Origin of the sequence: Candidatus Poriferisodalis sp., from assembly GCF_965219595.1 — a bacterium.
In the GTDB taxonomy this organism is placed as follows: Bacteria; Actinomycetota; Acidimicrobiia; order Acidimicrobiales; family Poriferisodalaceae; genus Poriferisodalis.
Genome location: NZ_OZ244781.1, coordinates 961,326 through 982,085, shown reverse-complemented (window position 1 = coordinate 982,085; position 20,760 = coordinate 961,326). Strand labels below are relative to the sequence as shown.

General features: G+C 66.1%; 25 protein-coding genes. 16 read left to right on the top strand and 9 right to left on the bottom strand.

The genetic code is table 11. The features are described 5' to 3' along the window. Nucleotides 1-6: 6 nt before the first annotated feature. The 3 genes from ACOQPE_RS04090 to ACOQPE_RS04080 all read right to left on the bottom strand — a co-directional run bounded on the left by ACOQPE_RS04090 (nt 7) and on the right by ACOQPE_RS04080 (nt 1,389). A complete protein-coding gene (locus ACOQPE_RS04090) occupies nt 7-585 on the bottom strand; it encodes a hypothetical protein (RefSeq protein ID WP_420610636.1) in 579 nt (192 codons plus the stop codon). Nucleotides 586-725: 140 nt separating this feature from the next. Beyond that, entirely contained in the window at nt 726-1,106 is a 381-nt protein-coding gene (locus ACOQPE_RS04085) for a PIN domain-containing protein (protein ID WP_420610635.1), read from the bottom strand. Next, the gene (locus tag ACOQPE_RS04080) at nt 1,090-1,389 is read right to left on the bottom strand and encodes a hypothetical protein (protein WP_420610634.1); all 300 of its coding nucleotides are present in this window, start codon (nt 1,387-1,389) and stop codon (nt 1,090-1,092) included. The genes ACOQPE_RS04085 and ACOQPE_RS04080 overlap by 17 nt, the downstream gene beginning before the upstream one ends. Nucleotides 1,390-1,715: 326 nt before the next feature. Here ACOQPE_RS04080 and ACOQPE_RS04075 point away from each other — a divergent pair, with 326 nt between their 5' ends. From ACOQPE_RS04075 to ACOQPE_RS04060, 4 genes are all read left to right on the top strand, one after another. Beyond that, nucleotides 1,716-2,996, top strand: coding sequence for an ATP-binding protein (locus ACOQPE_RS04075; protein WP_420610633.1), 1,281 nt, complete (start codon nt 1,716-1,718; stop codon nt 2,994-2,996). A gap of 174 nt (nt 2,997-3,170) precedes the next feature. Further along, nucleotides 3,171-3,389 carry an antitoxin gene (locus tag ACOQPE_RS04070; protein ID WP_420610632.1) on the top strand — a complete coding sequence of 73 codons (219 nt, stop codon included), beginning with the start codon at nt 3,171-3,173 and terminating at the stop codon, nt 3,387-3,389. Further along, the gene (locus tag ACOQPE_RS04065; RefSeq protein WP_420610631.1) at nt 3,386-3,784 is read left to right on the top strand and encodes a TA system VapC family ribonuclease toxin; all 399 of its coding nucleotides are present in this window, start codon (nt 3,386-3,388) and stop codon (nt 3,782-3,784) included. The genes ACOQPE_RS04070 and ACOQPE_RS04065 overlap by 4 nt, the downstream gene beginning before the upstream one ends. 44 nt (nt 3,785-3,828) lie before the next feature. Further along, entirely contained in the window at nt 3,829-4,416 is a 588-nt protein-coding gene (locus ACOQPE_RS04060; RefSeq protein ID WP_420610630.1) for a phosphoribosyltransferase family protein, read from the top strand. A 7-nt stretch (nt 4,417-4,423) separates the two neighbouring features. Here ACOQPE_RS04060 and ACOQPE_RS04055 read toward each other — a convergent pair whose 3' ends face one another. The 3 genes from ACOQPE_RS04055 to ACOQPE_RS04045 form a co-directional block, all read right to left on the bottom strand. After that, a complete protein-coding gene (locus ACOQPE_RS04055; protein ID WP_420610629.1) occupies nt 4,424-4,831 on the bottom strand; it encodes a type II toxin-antitoxin system VapC family toxin in 408 nt (135 codons plus the stop codon). After that, entirely contained in the window at nt 4,828-5,094 is a 267-nt protein-coding gene (locus ACOQPE_RS04050) for a type II toxin-antitoxin system prevent-host-death family antitoxin (protein ID WP_420610628.1), read from the bottom strand. Before ACOQPE_RS04050 ends, ACOQPE_RS04055 begins: the two co-directional genes overlap by 4 nt. 75 nt (nt 5,095-5,169) lie before the next feature. Further along, on the bottom strand, nt 5,170-5,340 hold the full coding sequence (locus ACOQPE_RS04045; protein WP_420610627.1) for a hypothetical protein: 171 nt from the start codon (nt 5,338-5,340) through the stop codon (nt 5,170-5,172). Nucleotides 5,341-5,546: 206 nt separating this feature from the next. Between ACOQPE_RS04045 and ACOQPE_RS04040 the strand changes: the two genes are divergently transcribed. Continuing rightward, complete coding sequence (locus tag ACOQPE_RS04040) at nt 5,547-5,861, top strand: hypothetical protein (protein ID WP_420610626.1); 315 nt, start codon at nt 5,547-5,549, stop codon at nt 5,859-5,861. A 71-nt stretch (nt 5,862-5,932) separates the two neighbouring features. Here ACOQPE_RS04040 and ACOQPE_RS04035 read toward each other — a convergent pair whose 3' ends face one another. Beyond that, the gene (locus tag ACOQPE_RS04035) at nt 5,933-7,474 is read right to left on the bottom strand and encodes an ImmA/IrrE family metallo-endopeptidase (RefSeq protein WP_420610625.1); all 1,542 of its coding nucleotides are present in this window, start codon (nt 7,472-7,474) and stop codon (nt 5,933-5,935) included. Between the two features lie 361 nt (nt 7,475-7,835). Here ACOQPE_RS04035 and ACOQPE_RS04030 point away from each other — a divergent pair, with 361 nt between their 5' ends. After that, nucleotides 7,836-10,904 carry a cell wall-binding repeat-containing protein gene (locus ACOQPE_RS04030; protein WP_420610624.1) on the top strand — a complete coding sequence of 1,023 codons (3,069 nt, stop codon included), beginning with the start codon at nt 7,836-7,838 and terminating at the stop codon, nt 10,902-10,904. 230 nt (nt 10,905-11,134) lie between these two features. Here ACOQPE_RS04030 and ACOQPE_RS04025 read toward each other — a convergent pair whose 3' ends face one another. Then, nucleotides 11,135-12,424, bottom strand: a complete 1,290-nt coding sequence (locus ACOQPE_RS04025; protein ID WP_420610623.1) for an ATP-binding protein — start codon at nt 12,422-12,424, stop codon at nt 11,135-11,137. A 172-nt stretch (nt 12,425-12,596) separates the two neighbouring features. Between ACOQPE_RS04025 and ACOQPE_RS04020 the strand changes: the two genes are divergently transcribed. From ACOQPE_RS04020 to ACOQPE_RS03975, 10 genes are all read left to right on the top strand, one after another. After that, a complete protein-coding gene (locus ACOQPE_RS04020; RefSeq protein ID WP_420610622.1) occupies nt 12,597-12,836 on the top strand; it encodes a hypothetical protein in 240 nt (79 codons plus the stop codon). 270 nt (nt 12,837-13,106) lie between these two features. After that, nucleotides 13,107-13,532: a hypothetical protein gene (locus tag ACOQPE_RS04015; RefSeq protein ID WP_420610621.1), complete on the top strand. Its 426-nt coding sequence runs from the start codon at nt 13,107-13,109 to the stop codon at nt 13,530-13,532. A 267-nt stretch (nt 13,533-13,799) separates the two neighbouring features. Continuing rightward, on the top strand, nt 13,800-16,667 hold the full coding sequence (locus ACOQPE_RS04010) for a cell wall-binding repeat-containing protein (protein ID WP_420610620.1): 2,868 nt from the start codon (nt 13,800-13,802) through the stop codon (nt 16,665-16,667). A gap of 433 nt (nt 16,668-17,100) precedes the next feature. Beyond that, nucleotides 17,101-17,253: a hypothetical protein gene (locus ACOQPE_RS04005; RefSeq protein WP_420610619.1), complete on the top strand. Its 153-nt coding sequence runs from the start codon at nt 17,101-17,103 to the stop codon at nt 17,251-17,253. 12 nt (nt 17,254-17,265) lie between these two features. Further along, nucleotides 17,266-17,505, top strand: coding sequence for a type II toxin-antitoxin system HicA family toxin (locus ACOQPE_RS04000; protein WP_420610618.1), 240 nt, complete (start codon nt 17,266-17,268; stop codon nt 17,503-17,505). Further along, on the top strand, nt 17,502-17,831 hold the full coding sequence (locus ACOQPE_RS03995) for a hypothetical protein (RefSeq protein ID WP_420610617.1): 330 nt from the start codon (nt 17,502-17,504) through the stop codon (nt 17,829-17,831). Before ACOQPE_RS04000 ends, ACOQPE_RS03995 begins: the two co-directional genes overlap by 4 nt. A gap of 3 nt (nt 17,832-17,834) precedes the next feature. After that, nucleotides 17,835-18,257: a DUF6941 family protein gene (locus tag ACOQPE_RS03990; RefSeq protein WP_420610616.1), complete on the top strand. Its 423-nt coding sequence runs from the start codon at nt 17,835-17,837 to the stop codon at nt 18,255-18,257. A 62-nt stretch (nt 18,258-18,319) separates the two neighbouring features. Further along, nucleotides 18,320-18,652, top strand: coding sequence for a hypothetical protein (locus ACOQPE_RS03985; protein WP_420610615.1), 333 nt, complete (start codon nt 18,320-18,322; stop codon nt 18,650-18,652). Nucleotides 18,653-18,799: 147 nt separating this feature from the next. After that, nucleotides 18,800-19,480 carry a hypothetical protein gene (locus ACOQPE_RS03980; protein ID WP_420610614.1) on the top strand — a complete coding sequence of 227 codons (681 nt, stop codon included), beginning with the start codon at nt 18,800-18,802 and terminating at the stop codon, nt 19,478-19,480. A 345-nt stretch (nt 19,481-19,825) separates the two neighbouring features. Then, nucleotides 19,826-20,149 carry a hypothetical protein gene (locus tag ACOQPE_RS03975; RefSeq protein WP_420610613.1) on the top strand — a complete coding sequence of 108 codons (324 nt, stop codon included), beginning with the start codon at nt 19,826-19,828 and terminating at the stop codon, nt 20,147-20,149. Here the strand turns inward: ACOQPE_RS03975 and ACOQPE_RS03970 are convergent. Then, complete coding sequence (locus tag ACOQPE_RS03970) at nt 20,080-20,634, bottom strand: hypothetical protein (protein WP_420610612.1); 555 nt, start codon at nt 20,632-20,634, stop codon at nt 20,080-20,082. The genes ACOQPE_RS03975 and ACOQPE_RS03970 overlap by 70 nt on opposite strands. Between the last annotated feature and the right edge of the window lie 126 nt (nt 20,635-20,760).

Below are 20,760 nucleotides of genomic sequence, written 5' to 3'. Positions count from 1 at the left end.
AAGCTGTCAGCACACATAGCCGCCGACAAGCTCGAAGCCCGTGCCCGTGATCCCGAGTTCCGTGCAGTAGGCCGCTGGACTCGTCGGCAGCGTGTCGGTGCAGCCCTTCTCCACAGCGCAGTAGCTGTTCCATGCCTGCGCCACAGCCGTGTAGCCAGAAGCACGCGTCCTGCCTTCCTCGGCGGCGTGCCAGGCGTTCACCACGGCAATGGACTTGGTCTCGACCGTTGTGTATTTCGGGGTCGACGGTGAAGAGGAAGCGCACGAGGTCGAACCGGTGACGGGTTCAGTTTTGTCGTTGGAAACGAACTGCTGACCATTGGAGTGCAGATCCCAGCGCTCGCCGTACGCCATGAATCTGGCGTCTGCCGGATCCACCTCAAAGGTCACCGGCGTTTCGGTGTCGGGGTGCAAGGTGGCATCTGGCGTGTTGCCCACGTTGTCCAAGGAGACCTCGTAGTGCAGCGAATAGCTCATGCACACGCCGGTGATCGTCATGTCGTTCGTTGCCACCGCGGGTCCTGCGGCCACCGCCAGCAGCCCGGCTGCAAGCACGGCACAGGCCCCTGCTCTCGCTGTCCTCATCACCACTCTCCTCGTGCTCACCATCGAGGGCGAGCGTCGTCGAAGCGATCAAGCTGGATGAAAATAGTCATGACTACGTGGCAATCGCGTCCGATTCAGCGCCGCCCGGCAGGTCTTGGGCCCGGCGCGAGCGCTGGCAGCTATGCGCGCACGATGTCGACGTCGATGCGGGCCGCGTCGGCGAGCGCCGCGATGTCGTGAGGGTCAGAGGTCACTATCTGGTCGCCTCCACGGCACAGGGCGACGAGCGCGGCATCGATGGCATCGACAAGGCCTGTCCGCGCCAGCAACACGCCCGCCCGGCGGCCCAGCTCATCGTTGAGCGGCACAACGCGAGTACCCAGCAGCGCTTTCGCCAGCCGGGCTTGACGCCCTGAACCGCCCCGCCACACCTGCGCCACCACGCCGCCATGGGTCAGCGGGGGACGGCCGGTCAGATGAGCATCCTCCACGCGTTCCCAGAGCCCCTGCTCATCGCGTTCGAGGGCAACCAGCGCCCCCGCATCAAGCACCAAGCTCACGCTCGGCTCTCCGCTGCTGCCATTCGATGCGGAACTGCTCCGCCTCTTCGCGATCAAGGCGGCGCCGTTCTTCAACTTGCTCCAGGGTGATCTTGCCGAACTCGGCCTCGTAGTCGGCTATTGCTTCGCCGAGGGCATCGAGCAGCCGCCGCTGTTCGCACTTGTCGGACAGCGCCTCGTTGATCCATGCACTCACCGAGGAAGCTTCCCCAGCGCTCACAGCGGCGCTCGCAGCCTCCAGGAGATCTTCATCGATGGTGACCGTGATGCGGCGCTTGGTCATACCTTTATCTTATTCCACCCGGTTTCCGGCGCTGCGTTGATGCTCTGGCCGTGCATCAGCCCAGCCACGGGCAAGAACCGCACGAATGCCGCCAGGTTGCGCACCGCCGCTTCGGACCGGATCTCCTCTCGCAGGTACATCCAAAAATCGCCGAATTCTGATCGGCAACTATGCATTTTTCGGCAACGGGGCGGGGCGTGCTGGCGAGAGCCCAGCTGCGCGAGAATCACCTCCTGAAGAATCCGCTGTGCAATATAGCAAGCAGTGGTGGTGCAATTCTTCAATTAGTGTCCGTGCGAAATAGTCATTTGCGCTAGTGTGGAAGTGTGGTCGCGCACATCGAGGGGCACATCGCCCGGCATCTCGGTCCTCGTGTCAGTCATGCGCTTGGCGGCTTTCGCGTCGTGGTGTTGCACGGTGCGCGCCAGTCGGGGAAGACGACCCTGGCGCGCAGGGTGGCAGAGCGTGCAGGCGGCACCTATGTGACCCTCGAGGACGAGCCGATGCTGCAGGCTGCGCTTGACGATCCTGCGGCGTTGCTGACCGCATGGCCGACGCCGCTGGCTGTCGACGAGGTGCAGTTGGCCGGCGACCGGCTGATCAGGGCGGTCAAGCGTCTGGCAGACGAAGAGCAGACGCCGGGCCGGTTCCTGCTGACCGGTTCCACCGATTTCCTGTTGGTGCCGACTATCAGCGAGTCGCTGGCGGGGCGGGCGCGGCTGATGCGCCTGACCCCTCTGTCCCAAGCCGAGATCGCCGGCGCCGAGGAGCCGCTGATCGAGAGATGGATGAGCGCAGACCGCCAGCCCGGCGCCCCGCGCCGTGGCAGCTCGCCGTCGCTGACCCGACGCGACTATGCCGAGCTGATCTGCACTGGCGGCTACCCGGAGGTGCTGCGGCTGCCCGAGGACCTGCGTGCGGGCTGGTTCGAGAGCTACATCGAGACCGTCGTGAGCCGTGACATCACCGCGCTCGCGGACATCCGGCGATCCACGGCGCTGGCGCCGCTGCTGCGCTGGACTGCCGCCCAGACATCCCAGGAACTGAACCTCACAGCGGCGTCGAGGCGGCTCGCCATCAGCCAGCCAACCGTCGTCAGCTACCTCGATTGGCTCCGGGCCGTGTTCTTGACCCAGGAGCTCCCAGCCTGGTCGCGCAACCTGTCGGCGCGAGCGATCCGGCGCCCCAAGCTGCACATTGCCGACACCGGCCTCGCCGCGCACCTGCTCGGCACCGGGCCACAGGCGCTGCTGGCACCGACATCACAGGCATTCGGCATGCTCGCTGAGTCATTCGTCGTCAACGAGATCGCCCGTCAAGCCACCAGCGCCGCGGCTCGCATCAGCCTGTGGCACTACCGCGACGCGCACCACGAGGCAGACATCATCCTCGAGACGCCCGACGGCTCGGTGACTGCCATCGAGGTCAAGGCCAGCAGCTCTCCCTCGCCCCGCGCAGCAGACCACCTTCGCTGGCTGCGCGACCGGCTCGACACCGTGGCTCCCGGGGCGTTCGCCGGCGGGATCGTGCTGCACATGGGCGAGCACGACCTCAGCCTCGGCGACCGCATCAGCATGCGGCCCATCTCGTCACTCTGGAGAAGCTGACGAGGGGCTTGGGTCAGCTGATGTTCAGGAGCCAGGACACGCCGAATCGGTCCTCGACCCAGCCGAAGCGCTCCAGAGCCTGGGCGGTGTCGCGTCGGGCGTCATGGCCGGTCGGCCACCACGTCGCGGTAGGTCGGGCGCTCGCTAGCAGCATCGTGATGTTATGATGCAGTGATGCGGACGACGATCGACCTGCCGGCCGATGTGCATGCCCTCGCCCGCGAGATCGCGCACCAACAGCGCAAGTCGCTGAGCCAAGTCGTCACTGAGCTGATCCGGCTGGCGCTCAGCCCGGTCGATGCGCCCGCAACGCCGGCTGCCGCGGGGCTGCCGACCCTCCGGGTCGGGCGGGTTGTCACAGCCGAAGACGTCCGGTCCCTCGAAGACGAATGACCGCAGCGCTCGCCGACGGGAACGTCCTCATCGCGCTCGTCGTCGAAGACCATGTCCATCACCGTCTGGCCCGAGCCTGGTTCGACGGCCACGACGATGATCTGGCCACCTGCCCCATCACTCAGGGGACGCTGCTGCGTTTTCTGATCCGCGAAGGCATCGGCGCGCTCGACGCGTTCGGCGCGCTGCAGCAGGTGCAGTCGCTGCCCCAGCACGTGTTCTGGGCAGACGAGATCGGCTTCGACGCCGCAACGCTCGCCGGGGTCATCGGGCATCGCCAAGTGACCGACGCCTACCTCGCCGCGCTCGCCCGGCACTTCGGGGGCCGTCTGGCAACACTCGACCGCGGCCTCGCAGCGCTGCACCCCCAATCAGCACTGCTGATAGCGAGCTGACGGCATGCCTGCGCCCGGCGTTCACGGCTTTACGCTTGGCGCCGATGAGCACCGGGGCGTCGCAGCAACTGCTAGAGATCTTGCGCGCCAAGGGCCTCACCGAGCTGCCCGAACCGGTCCAGCTCGCCTCGGGCGGCTACTCGCGCTACTTCATCGACGGCAAGGTGGCGCTCGGCGCCGGCGACGATCTCCGCCTCGCCGCCGAAGCTATCACCGAACGGGTGACCGCGGCCGGCATCCGCTTCGACACGGTCGGCGGCCTGACGCTCGGCGCCGACGCACTCGCTGCCGCCATTGCGGTGGTGAGCGGCTCGAGCTGGTTCATCGTGCGCAAGGAAGCCAAAGGGCGCGGCACCAACCGCCTGGTGGAAGGCACACGGATCGGCGACGCCAACCAGGTGTTGCTCATCGACGACGTGGTCACCACCGGCGGCTCCATCCTGCGGGCGTATGAGAACGTGCGCGACACCGGCGCACAGGTGGTGGCCGCGGTCACGCTGGCCGACCGGGGCCACGACGCCCAGCGGTCATTCGACGAGCTCGAAGTGCCGTACTTCCCGATGGCCACCTACCGCGACATGGGCATCCCGGCCATCGGCACCGAAACAGCCACCCCCACCGCCGCCGACTGAGCGTCCGTTACTCCCAGGGGTTGAGCACGTTCGCTCCGGTGGGCTCGAAGTGGCGGGTGTTGCGGGTGACCACGGTCAGGCCGTGCTCGAGCGCTGTGGCCGCGATCAAGAGGTCGGCGTTGGCGTGTCCGAGCAGCCCAGAGAGCTGGCCCCATCGCCGGGCGGTGCCGGTGTCGACGGCGAGCACACGGTCGCCGTACCAGCTGAGCACCTTGTCGAGCCAGGCGGCGAGCTCCCCGGCAAACGCAGTGTCGCGATCGCGCAGCCGGCAGATGCCGCGCTCGATCTCGCCGATGGTGACCACGCTGAGATGCAGGTCGGCGGTGCGCTGGCTCTCCAGCCATCTGGCTACCGACGGGTTGCGGTCGCGGCGGCGCAGCGCCGAGAGGACATCGGTGTCGAGCAGCAAGCTCACAACTCGATGTCCCTGGGTGACACTTCGAGCCGCTCGAATTCGCCGTCGTCGGTCGGGATTGCGGCCAGCAGACGGCCGAACGTGGGCGCGGCGCCGCTGTCGAGCCGGCAGAGCCGCTCGAATTCATCCACCGCCACCACCACGACCACGGGTCGGCCGCGCCGCGTCACATGCTGCGGCTCGCCGCCCAGCGCCGCATCGACAACGGCGCTGAACCGGTTCTTGGCATCTTGCAACTGCCACTTCTGCGCTGCATCCGCCATAACGCCCTCCACACCTCAAGTCATTAGCAGCTAGACAGATAATCTAGCTAGCGAACTCTGCGATAACCAGGTTGGTCATTGCAGGCCGACGAGCCGTTCGCCGAATACGCCATGTCCTGCTTGAACCACGTGCCGCTGGCCGAGCTCGCCACCAAGGAAGACTTCCAGCACCATGCGCACCGCCTGGTCCTTCTGCTCAGGCGAATACCGCCTCGACGTCGCCGCCGGACGAAGCTCTGCATCCATAGATCCCATGCTTGCTCCAATCTCTGGAGCCTGCGCAAAACAGTGAAGATGTGTGCGGGGAGCGGGCTGCCCGTGAGGCAGAACTGCCCCCGCCGCCAGCGCAGAACGGCAGATCAGCGAAACATCGAAAAATACTGAAATTCATTTCAGCTTCAGCGTGATACCGCCTACGGTGCGCCGCAGATCGCTACCGAAGGAATCTCGCCGTGTCTGAACAAGATCGTTCCCGCCTCTACGCTTGGCTGCGTGAGCACGCTGACGAGCCGATCGCCGAATACATGATGTCGTGCCTCCCTGCCGCACCGCAGCCGGACTTGGTGACCAAGGATTTCCTGACCTCCGAGCTGTCACGGTTTGCCACCAAGGAAGACCTCGCCGCCGTTGATGCGAAGGTCGATGTTCTGGTGGCCCAGCGCGCCGAGGACCGTGTCGCGGGTCGAGTTCGTCACTACTGGCTCGCTGGCATCGGTCTGTCGGCCCTGGTGTCGATCTGGCTCGACGCTGCCGGCGTGATCGGCTGAGCGCTCCGCAGCTCTCTCTTGGTGGTCACCTGCCAAAGCAGCGAAGACCGCAAGCCTGCATTCAGGGTGTTTCAGATATCGAGGCGCAAGCGGTGTCGGTCATCCTCGTTGAGGAAGCCCAGGTTGCCCAGATGCTCTAGCAAGGCGAGCTTGCTCACTTCGAGCTCGGCAGCAACGGCTCCAAGGCCCTCCGGCGTGTTGATTGGACTATCAATCCACGCAATCGCAGAATTCAAGCGGCCGGGTGGCATCAGAAGCCATGCCGCAAATGCATTGGCGCGCTGTTCGATCGAAAGCGGCGCCCACGGACCGCTGGCGACCGCCAGGTTCGTCCCGACTGAACGGTCGTGCAGCAAATGGCACAGTTCATGCGCGAGCGTGAATCGCCTCGCATGCGGCAGGGGCGCTGACCAGTGGCTTTGGTTCACATAGATGCTGGGGGCGTGATGAGCACTGACGAACGAAACAGCTCGCAGTTCCGGGTCGTCCAGAGTGATCTCACCCACCCGGACGCGCCAGTCCGCCAGCCATGCGTTCAAGATCGAGCTCGAGGCCGTGAGGTCATTCCCGAGTTCGTCAAGCAGATCATCGGCGAGGTCGTATCCCTGCTGCCAAGGCGGCCGCGCGGCATCGATTGGTTCATCGCAAACTAGGTGGGCCAGACCGTCCTCGGGCGATCTCTCGTAGGTCTCGAGCAACAGCACAGCCAACGACAAGGCGTCGTCTTCGGTGATTGTGGGGCTTGCGGAACCGAAGAGAAGAGGTGCTAGGCACCCGTTCAGCACGGTCTCGTCTGAGCTCTTTCGGCCGAACACGGCCTCGACGGCTTGCGGTGACCCCAAGTCGCTGACTCGGTTGCGCAAACGTCGCCAGCGCGTGACGATCTCGTCCCGAAGATCGCCTAGGCCCGCAAGCCACGCAGCTCGCTCCTCAGATCGATTTGGTTGACGCAACGCTCGGACGGACTCAACGAGCGATTGGCACCGCTGCGATTCTGGGACCTGGGCATGAAGCCACTCTGATGCGCTGTCGAGCATTTCGTACAGCGCGTTGGCAACAGCGGTCAGATCGCCGCGCGTAGCCCCCTCAGTCGCCAGGAAGCCAATGTCCTCGGCACCCGCGAGATGGTCAGCCGTCCAGGAAACCTCGACCTCGTCTCTGAGCCGCCGAATATGCACTCCGGGGAAGATCCCGCCGTCGCGAGCGGACCGCAGAGCATGTCTCTGCTGCCACGCGAAACAGGCTTCCTGTGTGGCCAATGCACTCTCGGAACCAGTCGATCCGAGGCTCAGCGTCGAGGCAATGCTGCCGACTTCAGCGGCGGTAGCAGCGGGCCGCACCGCCGAGGGGTGACGTTCCTCATGCAGCATCGGGTCCCAGTTCTCGGTCAGCCATTCGAGCAGGGGAAGCAGGTACCAGTGGCAGTACTGCAGTGTTTCGCCTTCATCCACATGGGCGCACAGGTTCACGTTGCGCACCCAGATTTGAAATGCCCCCCAACTGGCAGCCATCTCCGGCGACGCTGCTGCACCTTCGTCCGGATCGTGGTGGAACGCCATTCTCACCGCGAACGACGACGGCTCGCCGAACAGCCTTTCCCAGCGGACGCTCATCGCCTGCGCCTGTTTCCCTGCCGTACCGTGCGGCGCGCGACGGCATTCGTGGCGACCCAGTCGTTCACGATCGCCGGAGGAACCTCGTTCCAATCGACGGGGTACCCATGCCACACGTCGCGCTCGCCGTCGTGGCACTGCGCGCAGTACGCCTGTCTGCCGTCCGTCGCATATCGCTTCTGCTTGTGAGGCGTGCTGTTCTCGAGCAGCGTGCCCGCGTCTGCATCCCGTGGACACCGCGAACCCCTGCGACCGGGCGCTGCTGGCTTGTGCTTTGGGTTCGGCTCGTAGCGCACCGGTCTCCTCTCAACGGGTAGCCACGGTAGCGCCCGGTGTGTTCGCAGACGGCGAAAATTCCTCTATGACGCGGCGGCGAAGGCCGTTACACTGGACCTGTTGCGCGTACTCGCGTAGGCGGAACAGCAAGTGGGGCTCACCAGGTGCAATCGCGCTGCGGCGAGTCCTTCAACCGGTCGGCGCCGTCACAAACCGCGACGACGCGGGGTTTGACGACACAGAGCGGGAGCATCTCCCGTCGTACAAGACAAGGAGCACAGGAACCTTGACTATTTATTCGAAGCGGCGGGGCTGGCGCTCTTTGGCTGCGGTTGTGGTGGCGATGCTTGTGGCGTCGGTGCTGGCGGTCGTGGCGGGGTCGCCGGCTCAGGCTGCGAACACTTCTTTTGAGGTGAGGATCGATCACGACAGCAATGCGTCGACGGCGACGGTGCGTGAGTTCGCTGGTCAGGATCGTTATGACACGGCGTTGCGTTTGGCGAAGAATTTCGCTATGTCGAAGGGCGGTCTTGGTGCCGTTCCGTCGGCGTTTGTGTCGTCGGGTGAGACGCTGGTCGATTCCATCTCGGTTGCCGGTTTGGCCGGTTATGTGGATGCTCCGATCTTGCTGACGCCTTCGGGCAGCTTGCACGGCGGTGTTGCTGATTTCATCGAGGATTACGGCGTGAGCACGGTGTATGTGCTGGGCGGTTCTGTTGCGGTGAGCGACGCTGCGGTGACTGCCATTGAGGGTCTGTCGTCTGAGCCGAAGGTGACCCGGATTGCGGGTGATGATCGGTATGCGACTGCTGCTGCGATCGCGTCGATGATTGATGCTGAGTCGTCGTGGTGCGGTACCGACGCTGCGTCGGCGGTGCTGATCAACGGCGCCTCGGACATGATGCCGTATGGCGTGGCGGTGCAGACGGTTGCGTATCGTCTGCAGCTTCCGGTGCTGATGACCGCTGGTGACATGCTGCCGGACGCGACTGCTGATTTCATCAGCGAGAACGATGTGGAGCATGTGCAGATCATCGGCGGCACCGGCGCGGTGTCTGCTGAGGTCGCTTCGGCGCTGACCACGCTCGGTGTGGACACTGTGGATCGGGTCGATGGTGATTCTGCTGCGGCGGTGTCGGTCGCGCTGGCGCAGATGGCCGGCAACGGCTGCAGCGCCGCCTTGGGTCTTGTGTCCAACGACCGGGTGGCTTTGGTGCGCGGCAACCCTGACGGTGTTGTCGCTGCTCCGGTGCTGGCTTCCAGCTTCGCGAGCGGCTATCTGGTGCCGCCGCTGGTCGTGGGCGACAGCCTGCCGGCGTCGGTGAGCGATTATCTCGCCGCGACGCCGAAGAACATCGGCGCCAACAAGCTGAACCTGGGCATCGTCGCCGTCGGCGGCACTGCTGCGGTCAGCCAGAGCACCATGGACGACGCGCTCGAAGCGGCAGCGTCCTCAGGCGCGCTGTCGGTGAGCATCGCGGGCGGGGACGATCCCAGCAGCGACGGCTCCGACGAGGGCGACACGAACGGCGACGGCGTGGCGAACGCTGATGACCCGGTGCGGCCCGGCAACCAGATCTCGCTGTACTTCAGCGACGACATCATGGCTGCTGGCGATGCCGGCAGTAATGAGAACAATGCGCTGCTGGGCAAGCTGCGTGACATCATCAAGATCAACGGCCTGCCGGCGCCGGTCACTGCTGCGTCGACCTCGGCGGCTGGTTCGTGCTTGGACCGCAGGGTCAATGTGACCCTGGGCCGGGCGCTCAGCGCGGGCGACATGGTCTCGGTTGCTCAGTCATCGCACAAGTTCGGCACAGCAGCCGATCAGCGCACTGTCGCTCCGGCGTCAGCTTCGGTGAGCGCGCCAGCGCCTGACCGAGCGCGTCCGACAGCCATGATCTTGGGCATTGCGCATGCGTCGCCGACGGAGCAGCAGGCGTTCACGGTGACCTTCCGCGACGCCGGCGGCTTCGCTGCCATGGATGCCAACAGCGTCGCAGCAGGCCAGTTCTCGTTCAGGGACGCGACGGGGAGCACCGGCGGGTCCGTCGGAAGCCCCACGCATGACGCTGTCGCGGACGGCGCGAAGTCGTTCACTGTTTCGGTCCCCATCGGCCGTGAGCTCGCGACGGGCGACAGGCTCACAGTGAAGCCGAGCGCGGTCAAAGACGCAGCGGGCAACATGAGTGCAGGCGCGTCGAATTCGGCGTTCAGGGCGCAGGCAAGCCCGCGGATCAGCGCGGTGCTGATGAGCAACCTCAAGCACTCCAAGCACAACTCCTGGACGGTGCCGGCGGGCAACCCGTTCGGTACGCCAATCGCGTCCGGCGGCGCTGCGGTGCTGACGATCAACGCCAAGGGCAGCGGTGACGCTGCGGGCGCTGCGGGCAATGACTGGACGATCACGTTCGACACTGCTTCTGGCTATGACCCCGCGAAGCCGCTGGACATTGACGTGCTCGTCGACTCCAAGCGCAAGTGGGCGACGGTGACATGGACGAACGGCAAGGCCACGGTCGGCGATCTGCTCGCGGCGCTGCGCGCCAACAGCGACTTCGATCAGCGGTTCAGCGCGAGCGTCAATCCGTGCAGCGCCCCGCCGAGCACACCGCTGGTGCACACGGCCGCCGCCAGAGGCGTGTCGGCCACTACGTCATACATTGGCCGCACCCAGTTCGCTATCGAGGTCCGGTTCAACGCGTACATCGCTTCCGCCAACCACGACCAGCTGCTGATGGACGTGCTGGCCGCAGCGGCGAGCCGCGCGAAGACCACCAACGATGCGTCCGGCATCCGGGCCGCGGCGGCCGACAGCGCCGATGCGGCAGGCGGTCTCAGCCTTGCCAGCCCGGCGGCAGTCGCCGGTCCGGTGACGACGGTCCGCTACGAGGGCGAGACCGCACGGGTCGGCAACCTGCCGATGAACCGCGACCTGGTCACCACTGCTGAGGGACACGCTGGCGCGCCCGCCATCACTGGCCCGCCAGCATTCCCGGCGATCACAGCTTCGCCTGCGGTCGCGACCGGCTACGCCGCCGACGCGAACACCGGGGCAGACAACACCGGTGCGCAGGACAAGGTCGACGAGAACCTCAACGGCTCCTCGCAGAACCGCATAACGGTGACCAGCAGCGTCAAGGCCCGCAACTAGCGAGTTGCTGCACAGTCGGCCCGAGCCGCCCGCCCGGGCGGCACAGGCCGAACAGCACAGACCGACAACCAACAGTCACACGACTGACAGCAACGGAGGAGCCCCGGGGCACCCGCCCCGGGGCTCCCCCGCGTCCCCGGCCACCCGAGAGAGCGGTGGTGAGAGCGGTCACTCCCCAATGTTGCGACCCCCAAGAGTGGCGGGGCGAGTGCTTGGGGGGCGGCGGTGGGTTAGGGGCCCAGTGAGGTGATGGGTGTGACGCAGACGCCGTCGGGGCGGCGGTATGCGGCGCCTCGAGCGGTGATGACGACGAGCGCGGCGAGGTCGGCTGCGCGCGAGGCGCTGACCTTGTCGCGTAGGCGCAGCAGGCGTGCGGCGGCCGCGTCGACGCTCTCGGGGCGGTGGCTGAGCTTGACTTCGGCTGCGAGCCAGGCGCCGTCGTCGCGGGTGATGACTGCGTCGACCTCGAGGTTGTCGCTGTCTCTGTAGTGGTACACCGATGCGGGCAGGGGGGCGCTGTAGACGCGCAGGTCGCGGACGACGAGCGATTCGAACAGGAGGCCGAGCGTGTTGGTGTCGCGCAGCAGATGGTCGGGTGCCGCGCCGAGCGCGGCGGCGGCCAGCGACGGGTCGACGAAGTGGCGCTTGGGCGATTTGCGCAGCACGGCGCGTGATCTCAGGTGCACGGGCCACGCCGGCTGGTCTTCGAGCACGAAGATCCGCTGCAGGGCATCGAGGCAGGCTGCCGCGGTCTGTCGTGCGACCGGGCTCTGGCCGTAGTCGGGGTACATGTCGGCGAGCAGCTTGGAGGTGCGCGCCTCGGTGGCCGAGTTGCGCGCCACCGAGCGTGTCAGCGCGAGCATGGTCTCGCGGCGGTGCCGGACGCCCGACGCCTCGGGCACGTCGACGAGCACCGATTCGGTGAGGTGGTCGCGTGCTGACCGTGTGGCTCTGGCTTCCTCGACGTCGAGGTTCGCGGGCCAGCCGCCCACGCAGACGAACGACGCGATGTCGCGCAGCCCGATGCCTTCGCGGGGCGCGCACGAGGCGATCTGGCCCTCCATGAGGCTGCACAGCGACACAGCGCCGTCGGACGCCCCGCTCTCGTACAGCGACATCGGCCGCAGCGTCACACGAGCGATGCGGCCGGTGCCCGTGTGCCGGGTGATGTCTGAGCGCGGCGAGGCCGATCCGGTCAGGATGAACTGTCCCGGCTCGGCCCGTTCGTCGCACTCGCGACGGATCCGGTTCCACAAGTGCGGCGCGTTCTGCCATTCGTCGACCAGCCGAGGCGTGTGCCCGCCCAGCGCGGCGGACGGATCGATCTGCGCGAGCAGCAGCTCGTCCTCATCGTCGAGGCGAAGCGTGCTGCGGGCGAACCGCAGTGCCGCCCACGTCTTGCCGCACCAGCGGACGCCCTCGATCAGCACCGCGCCGCGTCGGCCCAGCGCGTCGTCGATCTCGGCCTCGCACACACGCGACCGGTAACGCGGGTACGGATGCTGCGACGGCCTGCTCACGGCGCACCGCCCCCGCCGGTCGGCCCCTTGTCGCTTTGTCGCACTCGCATATAACGTTCTGAGAATATTTCACCTAACAGTTTGATGACTAACGATACAACCGACTGCGGCGAGAGCGGTCACTCTCCCAAGTTGCGACCCCCATCCGTACCGCTGTGTCTAGGATGACGGCATGGGAGACGAGGCCAAGAGTGAGATCGCGGAACTGCGAGAGCATCTGGACGGCCGCCTTGACCATCTGGACCAGCGCCTTGACCATCAAGACGGGCGCCTTGACCATCTGGACGGGCGCCTTGACCATCAAGACCGCGAGCTTCGCCAGATCAAGAGCACGCTCGGAAGTGTCAAGATCGAGACTGCTGCTCTGATCGACTCGGTTGCAGACATCTACAAACGTCAGCAGGACGCCTGAACGCACCCGCGCAGGTCACGAGCATCCGCATGTTGGATGCAGCTGCACTGCCTGCCGCGTACTGAAGCCATCGCCGAGCCCGGCTGAGGCGGTCGATGTGCGGCAATGGTGCTTGCTGCGTCGGCGCACTCTGCGGAGACACCGGGTCGGGCCGTCTGCACTGGGCGAAAATCGCTTGGCTGCCGCGCGGCGGTGCTTCTAGGTTCGCTCACGAGCGCGCTGGCCAGGTGCGCGCGAGAGCCGGGAGGCACAGTGAGTACCATCGCCGATGTGACCGAGGACCGCCCGCCCGCTGACGCACCGGATGCGGTCGGCGACCTGCCGGCAGCGCTGTCGGCGGCACGGGCTGCTGAGCGGCGGTCGCTGCTGGTGCCGGTGCTGAGCACGGCATGCGCGGCGCTGATCGCGGGCGTGCTCGGGCTCGCCGTGGTGGGCTTCAACACCCTGCGCGACGACATCAGATCGCTCGACGCCAAGATCGACACACAGATCGGCAGCGTGCGCGGCGAGATCGGCAGTGTGCGCGGCGAGATCGGGATGCTGCGCGACGACATGCACGCCGAGATCGGGATGCTCCGAAACGACATGAATGCGAGGTTCGCGCAGGTCGACGCTGTGCTGCTTGATCACACCGAGCGCCTGGCGCGCATCGAGACGACCCTGGGCGTCGAGTCGCGTCCTGTGCAGCAGCCGTAGACGGCCGCCACGCTGCAAGAACCACCTCTGCGGGCGTTGTCGGTGATGATGCCAGCGTGGGTGTCGTACCGCAGGGTGACCTGAGCCGCACGCAGCGCGAACATCATTATTGCGTTGCGCAGCCGGGAAACTGTCCGTACTCTTGCGCGTTGCCGTGTCACAGGGAAGGCCCTGCCGCGGTTCTACATGTCAGGCGGGAGATCGGTGCCACGAGGCCCCGTGCCCGGATACCAATAGCCCAACATTCCAAGCAGGAGGCTCGGAACCTTGACTATTTATTCGAAGCGGCGGGGCTGGCGCTCTTTGGCTGCGGTTGTGGTGGCGATGCTTGTGGCGTCGGTGCTGGCGGTCGTGGCGGGGTCGCCGGCTCAGGCTGCGAACACTTCTTTTGAGGTGAGGATCGATCACGACAGCAATGCGTCGACGGCGACGGTGCGTGAGTTCGCTGGTCAGGATCGTTATGACACGGCGTTGCGTTTGGCGAAGAATTTCGCTATGTCGAAGGGCGGTCTTGGTGCCGTTCCGTCGGCGTTTGTGTCGTCGGGTGAGACGCTGGTCGATTCCATCTCGGTTGCCGGTTTGGCCGGTTATGTGGATGCTCCGATCTTGCTGACGCCTTCGGGCAGCTTGCACGGCGGTGTTGCTGATTTCATCGAGGATTACGGCGTGAGCACGGTGTATGTGCTGGGCGGTTCTGTTGCGGTGAGCGACGCTGCGGTGACTGCCATTGAGGGTCTGTCGTCTGAGCCGAAGGTGACCCGGATTGCGGGTGATGATCGGTATGCGACTGCTGCTGCGATCGCGTCGATGATTGATGCTGAGTCGTCGTGGTGCGGTACCGACGCTGCGTCGGCGGTGCTGATCAACGGCGCCTCGGACATGATGCCGTATGGCGTGGCGGTGCAGACGGTTGCGTATCGTCTGCAGCTTCCGGTGCTGATGACCGCTGGTGACATGCTGCCGGACGCGACTGCTGATTTCATCAGCGAGAACGATGTGGAGCATGTGCAGATCATCGGCGGCACCGGCGCGGTGTCTGCTGAGGTCGCTTCGGCGCTGACCACGCTCGGTGTGGACACTGTGGATCGGGTCGATGGTGATTCTGCTGCGGCGGTGTCGGTCGCGCTGGCGCAGATGGCCGGCAACGGCTGCAGCGCCGCCTTGGGTCTTGTGTCCAACGACCGGGTGGCTTTGGTGCGCGGCAACCCTGACGGTGTTGTCGCTGCTCCGGTGCTGGCTTCCAGCTTCGCGAGCGGCTATCTGGTGCCGCCGCTGGTCGTGGGCGACAGCCTGCCGGCGTCGGTGAGCGATTATCTCGCCGCGACGCCGAAGAACATCGGCGCCAACAAGCTGAACCTGGGCATCGTCGCCGTCGGCGGCACTGCTGCGGTCAGCCAGAGCACCATGGACGACGCGCTCGAAGCGGCAGCGTCCTCAGGCGCGCTGTCGGTGAGCATCGCGGGCGGGGACGATCCCAGCAGCGACGGCTCCGACGAGGGCGACACGAACGGCGACGGCGTGGCGAACGCTGATGACCCGGTGCGGCCCGGCAACCAGATCTCGCTGTACTTCAGCGACGACATCATGGCTGCTGGCGATGCCGGCAGTAATGAGAACAATGCGCTGCTGGGCAAGCTGCGTGACATCATCAAGATCAACGGCCTGCCGGCGCCGGTCACTGCTGCGTCGACCTCGGCGGCTGGTTCGTGCTTGGACCGCAGGGTCAATGTGACCCTGGGCCGGGCGCTCAGCGCGGGCGACATGGTCTCGGTTGCTCAGTCATCGCACAAGTTCGGCACAGCAGCCGATCAGCGCACTGTCGCTCCGGCGTCAGCTTCGGTGAGCGCGCCAGCGCCTGACCGAGCGCGTCCGACAGCCATGATCTTGGGCATTGCGCATGCGTCGCCGACGGAGCAGCAGGCGTTCACGGTGACCTTCCGCGACGCCGGCGGCTTCGCTGCCATGGATGCCAACAGCGTCGCAGCAGGCCAGTTCTCGTTCAGGGACGCGACGGGGAGCACCGGCGGGTCCGTCGGAAGCCCCACGCATGACGCTGTCGCGGACGGCGCGAAGTCGTTCACTGTTTCGGTCCCCATCGGCCGTGAGCTCGCGACGGGCGACAGGCTCACAGTGAAGCCGAGCGCGGTCAAAGACGCAGCGGGCAACATGAGTGCAGGCGCGTCGAATTCGGCGTTCAGGGCGCAGGCAAGCCCGCGGATCAGCGCGGTGCTGATGAGCAACCTCAAGCACTCCAAGCACAACTCCTGGACGGTGCCGGCGGGCAACCCGTTCGGTACGCCAATCGCGTCCGGCGGCGCTGCGGTGCTGACGATCAACGCCAAGGGCAGCGGTGACGCTGCGGGCGCTGCGGGCAATGACTGGACGATCACGTTCGACACTGCTTCTGGCTATGACCCCGCGAAGCCGCTGGACATTGACGTGCTCGTCGACTCCAAGCGCAAGTGGGCGACGGTGACATGGACGAACGGCAAGGCCACGGTCGGCGATCTGCTCGCGGCGCTGCGCGCCAACAGCGACTTCGATCAGCGGTTCAGCGCGAGCGTCAATCCGTGCAGCGCCCCGCCGAGCACACCGCTGGTGCACACGGCCGCCGCCAGAGGCGTGTCGGCCACTACGTCATACATTGGCCGCACCCAGTTCGCTATCGAGGTCCGGTTCAACGCGTACATCGCTTCCGCCAACCACGACCAGCTGCTGATGGACGTGCTGGCCGCAGCGGCGAGCCGCGCGAAGACCACCAACGATGCGTCCGGCATCCGGGCCGCGGCGGCCGACAGCGCCGATGCGGCAGGCGGTCTCAGCCTTGCCAGCCCGGCGGCAGTCGCCGGTCCGGTGACGACGGTCCGCTACGAGGGCGAGACCGCACGGGTCGGCAACCTGCCGATGAACCGCGACCTGGTCACCACTGCTGAGGGACACGCTGGCGCGCCCGCCATCACTGGCCCGCCAGCATTCCCGGCGATCACAGCTTCGCCTGCGGTCGCGACCGGCTACGCCGCCGACGCGAACACCGGGGCAGACAACACCGGTGCGCAGGACAAGGTCGACGAGAACCTCAACGGCTCCTCGCAGAACCGCATAACGGTGACCAGCAGCGTCAAGGCCCGCAACTAGCGAGTTGCTGCACAGTCGGCCCGAGCCGCCCGCCCGGGCGGCACAGGCCGAACAGCACAGACCGACAACCAACAGTCACACGACTGACAGCAACGGAGGAGCCCCGGGGCACCCGCCCCGGGGCTCCCCCGCGTCCACGAACAGTTGCCGCCGAGCCGTCGGCTTCCGCCGCGAAGCGCTGTCCGCATTGCGGTGTGTCGCGTCCGGGTGTGGAGCCTGTCGGCTGTGCAGGCTGCCGCATCGTCGCCGCGGTCATCGCAGCAGCCTTCGTCGTCAGCTTGGTCGTGTGGGCTGTCGTCGCGGCTGTTGCGCTGCATTTGGCCCGAAGGGGACCATGGCAATGCCAATGATCCCCCGCGCTTCTGGTTGCGTGACATCTTGAGACATGCACGGCGTTGATGGCTGACAGCTCCGTAGCCGCTACGGTGGACGCATGACGGCCCGCAAGCAACGCAAGCGCACGATGCCTGAGCCGATCCACGACATGCCTGAGAACGTCGCTGCTGCGCTGATGTCGAGTCCGCCACGCAAACCCGACGAATGGCGCTACCAGCGCGACGCAGGCGTTGACAATCCGCAGGACTAGGCATCTGCAAGTGTGGCAGTCTCGGTGAGCAGCTTGCCTGCGCTCAAGGCGCGAGAAGTGCTACGCCTGCTCAAGAAGGTTGGGTACCAAGAGGCGCGGCGCAGCGGTTCGCATCGCAAGCTCGTCGCTGAGGGACGTTTGCCCATAGGCTTTGCGTACCACGATGGTGTGGACGTTCCCCCGCATCAGTTGCGTCGGATGCTGGTTGACCGAGCCGGGTTGACCAACGCCGAGATAGCCGATCTACTATGAACAGCACAGGACACTCACTGGAGGGCACAATGGCAGAAGTGTTGGTGTACCCGAATCTCGAAGCAGGCCCTCGTTGGTGCGCTGAGGATGACCGCGGTTTCACCGGCGCAGCCGACCGACTCGCTTCGCTGATCGAAATGATCGAGGAATGGGCCGAGGCAGAAGGCTTTGCTGACGAACTCGAAGTGCGTCTAGAGGTCGAATCGACTCCAGCGCCGCCAGAGCCTGAGCGTGTCACGTTCACCAAACCGGGGTACATGCCAGCCACGGACGGCGGAACGCTGCTCGTCAGCCGTACCCTGCCCCCAGTTCTCACGGCTGTATAGCCAGTGATCGTCCGCGTCGCCGCGCTCTGCGACTACGCGCAAGTACGCGAGAACCTGCTGACGCTCGCTTCGGCGGGCGTCACCCGCGCATGGCGTGAGAGCTACCCGGCACGCATGGAGGTCATGCTGGCGCTCCTGATCGAGATTTCTGAGGTTGATGCAAAGATGCCGCACGAAGTCTTGGTGCGTGTGGAAGACAGCGACGGCGGGAAGATCGCAGAGATGACGTGGGCGTTCCAAGTCGGTGAGATCGCAGAGCTGGACCCCGGCGAGATGCTGGTGGTGCCGGGCGCGCTTGATCTGCGCTTGGTCCAGTTGCCCAAGGAAGGCCGCTACCAAGTCGTAGTGGTTCCTGAGAACGCTGGGGAAATCCCGTTGTCGTTCCGAGCAGGGTTCGCTAGCGACCGCCCCGCTGAGCACGCGTAGGCGACGCTCGCGGGCCTCGCGTTCCATGACCGACTAGGGCTGGCCGTAGATAGCGTGCGGGCATGACTGAGGATCAAGCCGCCAGCGACGCTGCGATAGGCATCGCCCGGTTTATCGCCGTGACAGCCCTGAACGGCATGGCACTTGAGAAGGCGCAAGGCGTTGTGGAGCAGTTGCGAGAAGCCTTGGAGGGCTCAGGCCCGGACGACTTCTTCGGGCCCGACATGCGTGCGCAGTTCGACAATCTGATCTCGTTCGGTTTCAGTGTGGCTGATCGCATTGAGACGGCCATCCGAGACGCGGAGGCCCAAGGTCATGCCTTCCTCAGAGTGGGCAGCGGCTTGCTCGCACCCCCTACTGCGCGTGCCATCTTTCCTGCCGCAACCACCGACTAGTGCTGTGTCCACAAACGTTTGCGCGGGTGACTCTGCACCCTGTTCGATTCCGATGCCAGCCGTATTCGGTCCAAGTGGCGAGGGTGCCTGAGCTGTTGATTCAACAGTCCTCGAAGGCCATGCCGAGCAGGTCTTCATCCGGCCGCTTTGGGCGATCTGCTCGCGGCCTTGGGAGCGAACGCCGACTTCGACGCTCGGTTCTCGGCGGGCTTCACGAGTTGCACCACCGGGCGGGCCGCGACTGCGCTGGGTGTGGTGACGGCGGGTTCGCCGGCGCCGCGCAACGTGGAGGCCGTTTCGGCTGACACGGGCCGCACCCAGTTCGCGATCGAGGTGCGGTTCAATGCTTATGTCAGCACCGTCGATCATGACGAGCTGCTCGAGGACCTGCTGTTCGCGGCAGCCCACCGTGCTGGGGCGGCGAACACCGATGCGGGCATCCGGGCTGCTGTGGCGGGAGGCACCGTCGCTGATGACGGGACTGTCACCGCGGGGACCGCCGGCGGCGGCCTCGGTCTGGTGTCGTCCGATCAGACAGCGGTGAGCGGTCCGGTGCAGGTCGTCCGCTATGAGGGCGAGACGGCTCTGGCCGCCAACCTGCCGATGGCACGCGATCTGGTGAACACCGCAGCAGGCGCGGCTGAGCTGGCTGATGACCCGAACACCGATGCCACCGAGACCGCTTTCCGGCCTGCGGTGGCTGCGATTGCGACCGGCTATGCGGCTGATGTCACTTCCTCGACTGCTAGGGCGAGGACCGACGACAGCATGAACGCCGGCTCGCAGCGTCGCATCGCGGTGACAAGCAGCGTCAAGGCCCGCAACTAGCGAGCTGCTGCACAGTCGGCCCGAACCGACCGGGCAACCCGCCCGAACGGCACAGACCGACAACCAACAGTCACACGACTGACAACAACAGAGGAGCCCCGGGGCACCCGCCCCGGGGCTCCCCCGCGTCCCCGCTCGACAGATTCGAACTGTCGAGCCGAAGCAATCGCCTTGCCGGCTGAGGCGGTCGGTGCGCTGCAACGGTGCTTGCTGCTCTGGAGCGCTCCGCGGGCGCCGGGCCGGGCCGTCTGCGCTGGGCGAAAATCGCTTGGCTGCCGCGCGGCGGTGCTTCTAGGTTCGCTCACGAGCGCGCTGGCCGGGTGCGCGCGAGGGCCGGGAGGCACGGTGAGTACCATCGCTGATGTGACCGAGGACCGCCCGTCGGCTGTCGCACCGGATGCTGGCGGCCAGCAGCCGGCTGAGTCGGCTGCGCTGTCGGCGGCACGGGCTGCTGAGCGGCGGTCGCTGCTGGTGCCGGTGCTGAGCACGGCATGCGCGGCGCTGATCGCGGGCGTGCTCGGGCTGGCCGTGGTGGGTTTCAACACCCTGCGCGACGACATGAATGCGAGGTTCGGGGAGGTCAACGCTGTGCTGCTTGATCACACCGAGCGTCTGGCGCGCATCGAGACGACCTTGGGCGTCGAGTCGCGGACAGTGCAGCAGCCGTAGACGGTCACGACGCTGCAAGAACCGCCTCTGCGGGCGTCGTCGATAATGATGCCCACGTGGGTGTCGTGCCGCAGGGTGACCCGAGCTGCACGCTCGTCGCGGATGGCGAGGCTGCGGATCAGCAATTCGCAGTCGGCTTCGTCGATCGGCCGTCCGCTGGCGAGCTTCATTGCCAGCACGTAGCGGTCGCCCGCCGAGTCCACCACCAGGCAACTGCCGGTGTAGATGCGCTCGGGTTCCATGGGCAGGTTGACGCGCTGGGGCTTGGCGCCGTCGTTGAGCCAATCACGGCGAAGTCCTGGGTGACGCTCGCTCACCACCGCAACGGCGCGTCGCAGCTGCTCAGTCATCGCCTCAGAGACGACGTCGACATCTGAAGTGAGCCGGGCGTCGGTCTTGGGGGCGATGACCGCGCCAACGGCCACGTGCAGGTGCAGTACTTCGGCTACGCCCTCGTCGGCGAGCAGTGCGTCCAGTTCGGCCAAGTAGCCGAGCATTCGTTCTGCGGTGAACAGAGTCTCCGCTGGTCCTGAACCGCGCTCAGCGGAAGCCATGCACCCGGTGGTCGTCAAGGGTTGCGGGCACGAACCACACGTTGTGCCGGCCGCGGA

Coding starts and splice junctions, on each gene's coding strand:
- ACOQPE_RS04035 (WP_420610625.1), bottom strand. CDS start 7,474: ATGAGCGTCCGCTGGGAAAGGCTGTTCGGCGAGCCGTCGTCGTTCGCG.
- ACOQPE_RS04065 (WP_420610631.1), top strand. CDS start 3,386: ATGACCGCAGCGCTCGCCGACGGGAACGTCCTCATCGCGCTCGTCGTC.
- ACOQPE_RS04030 (WP_420610624.1), top strand. CDS start 7,836: ATGACGCGGCGGCGAAGGCCGTTACACTGGACCTGTTGCGCGTACTCG.
- ACOQPE_RS03985 (WP_420610615.1), top strand. CDS start 18,320: ATGACTGAGGATCAAGCCGCCAGCGACGCTGCGATAGGCATCGCCCGG.
- ACOQPE_RS04070 (WP_420610632.1), top strand. CDS start 3,171: ATGCGGACGACGATCGACCTGCCGGCCGATGTGCATGCCCTCGCCCGC.
- ACOQPE_RS04020 (WP_420610622.1), top strand. CDS start 12,597: ATGGGAGACGAGGCCAAGAGTGAGATCGCGGAACTGCGAGAGCATCTG.
- ACOQPE_RS04090 (WP_420610636.1), bottom strand. CDS start 585: ATGAGGACAGCGAGAGCAGGGGCCTGTGCCGTGCTTGCAGCCGGGCTG.
- ACOQPE_RS04045 (WP_420610627.1), bottom strand. CDS start 5,340: ATGGATGCAGAGCTTCGTCCGGCGGCGACGTCGAGGCGGTATTCGCCT.
- ACOQPE_RS04080 (WP_420610634.1), bottom strand. CDS start 1,389: ATGACCAAGCGCCGCATCACGGTCACCATCGATGAAGATCTCCTGGAG.
- ACOQPE_RS04060 (WP_420610630.1), top strand. CDS start 3,829: ATGAGCACCGGGGCGTCGCAGCAACTGCTAGAGATCTTGCGCGCCAAG.
- ACOQPE_RS04005 (WP_420610619.1), top strand. CDS start 17,101: ATGACGGCCCGCAAGCAACGCAAGCGCACGATGCCTGAGCCGATCCAC.
- ACOQPE_RS04050 (WP_420610628.1), bottom strand. CDS start 5,094: ATGGCGGATGCAGCGCAGAAGTGGCAGTTGCAAGATGCCAAGAACCGG.
- ACOQPE_RS03995 (WP_420610617.1), top strand. CDS start 17,502: ATGAACAGCACAGGACACTCACTGGAGGGCACAATGGCAGAAGTGTTG.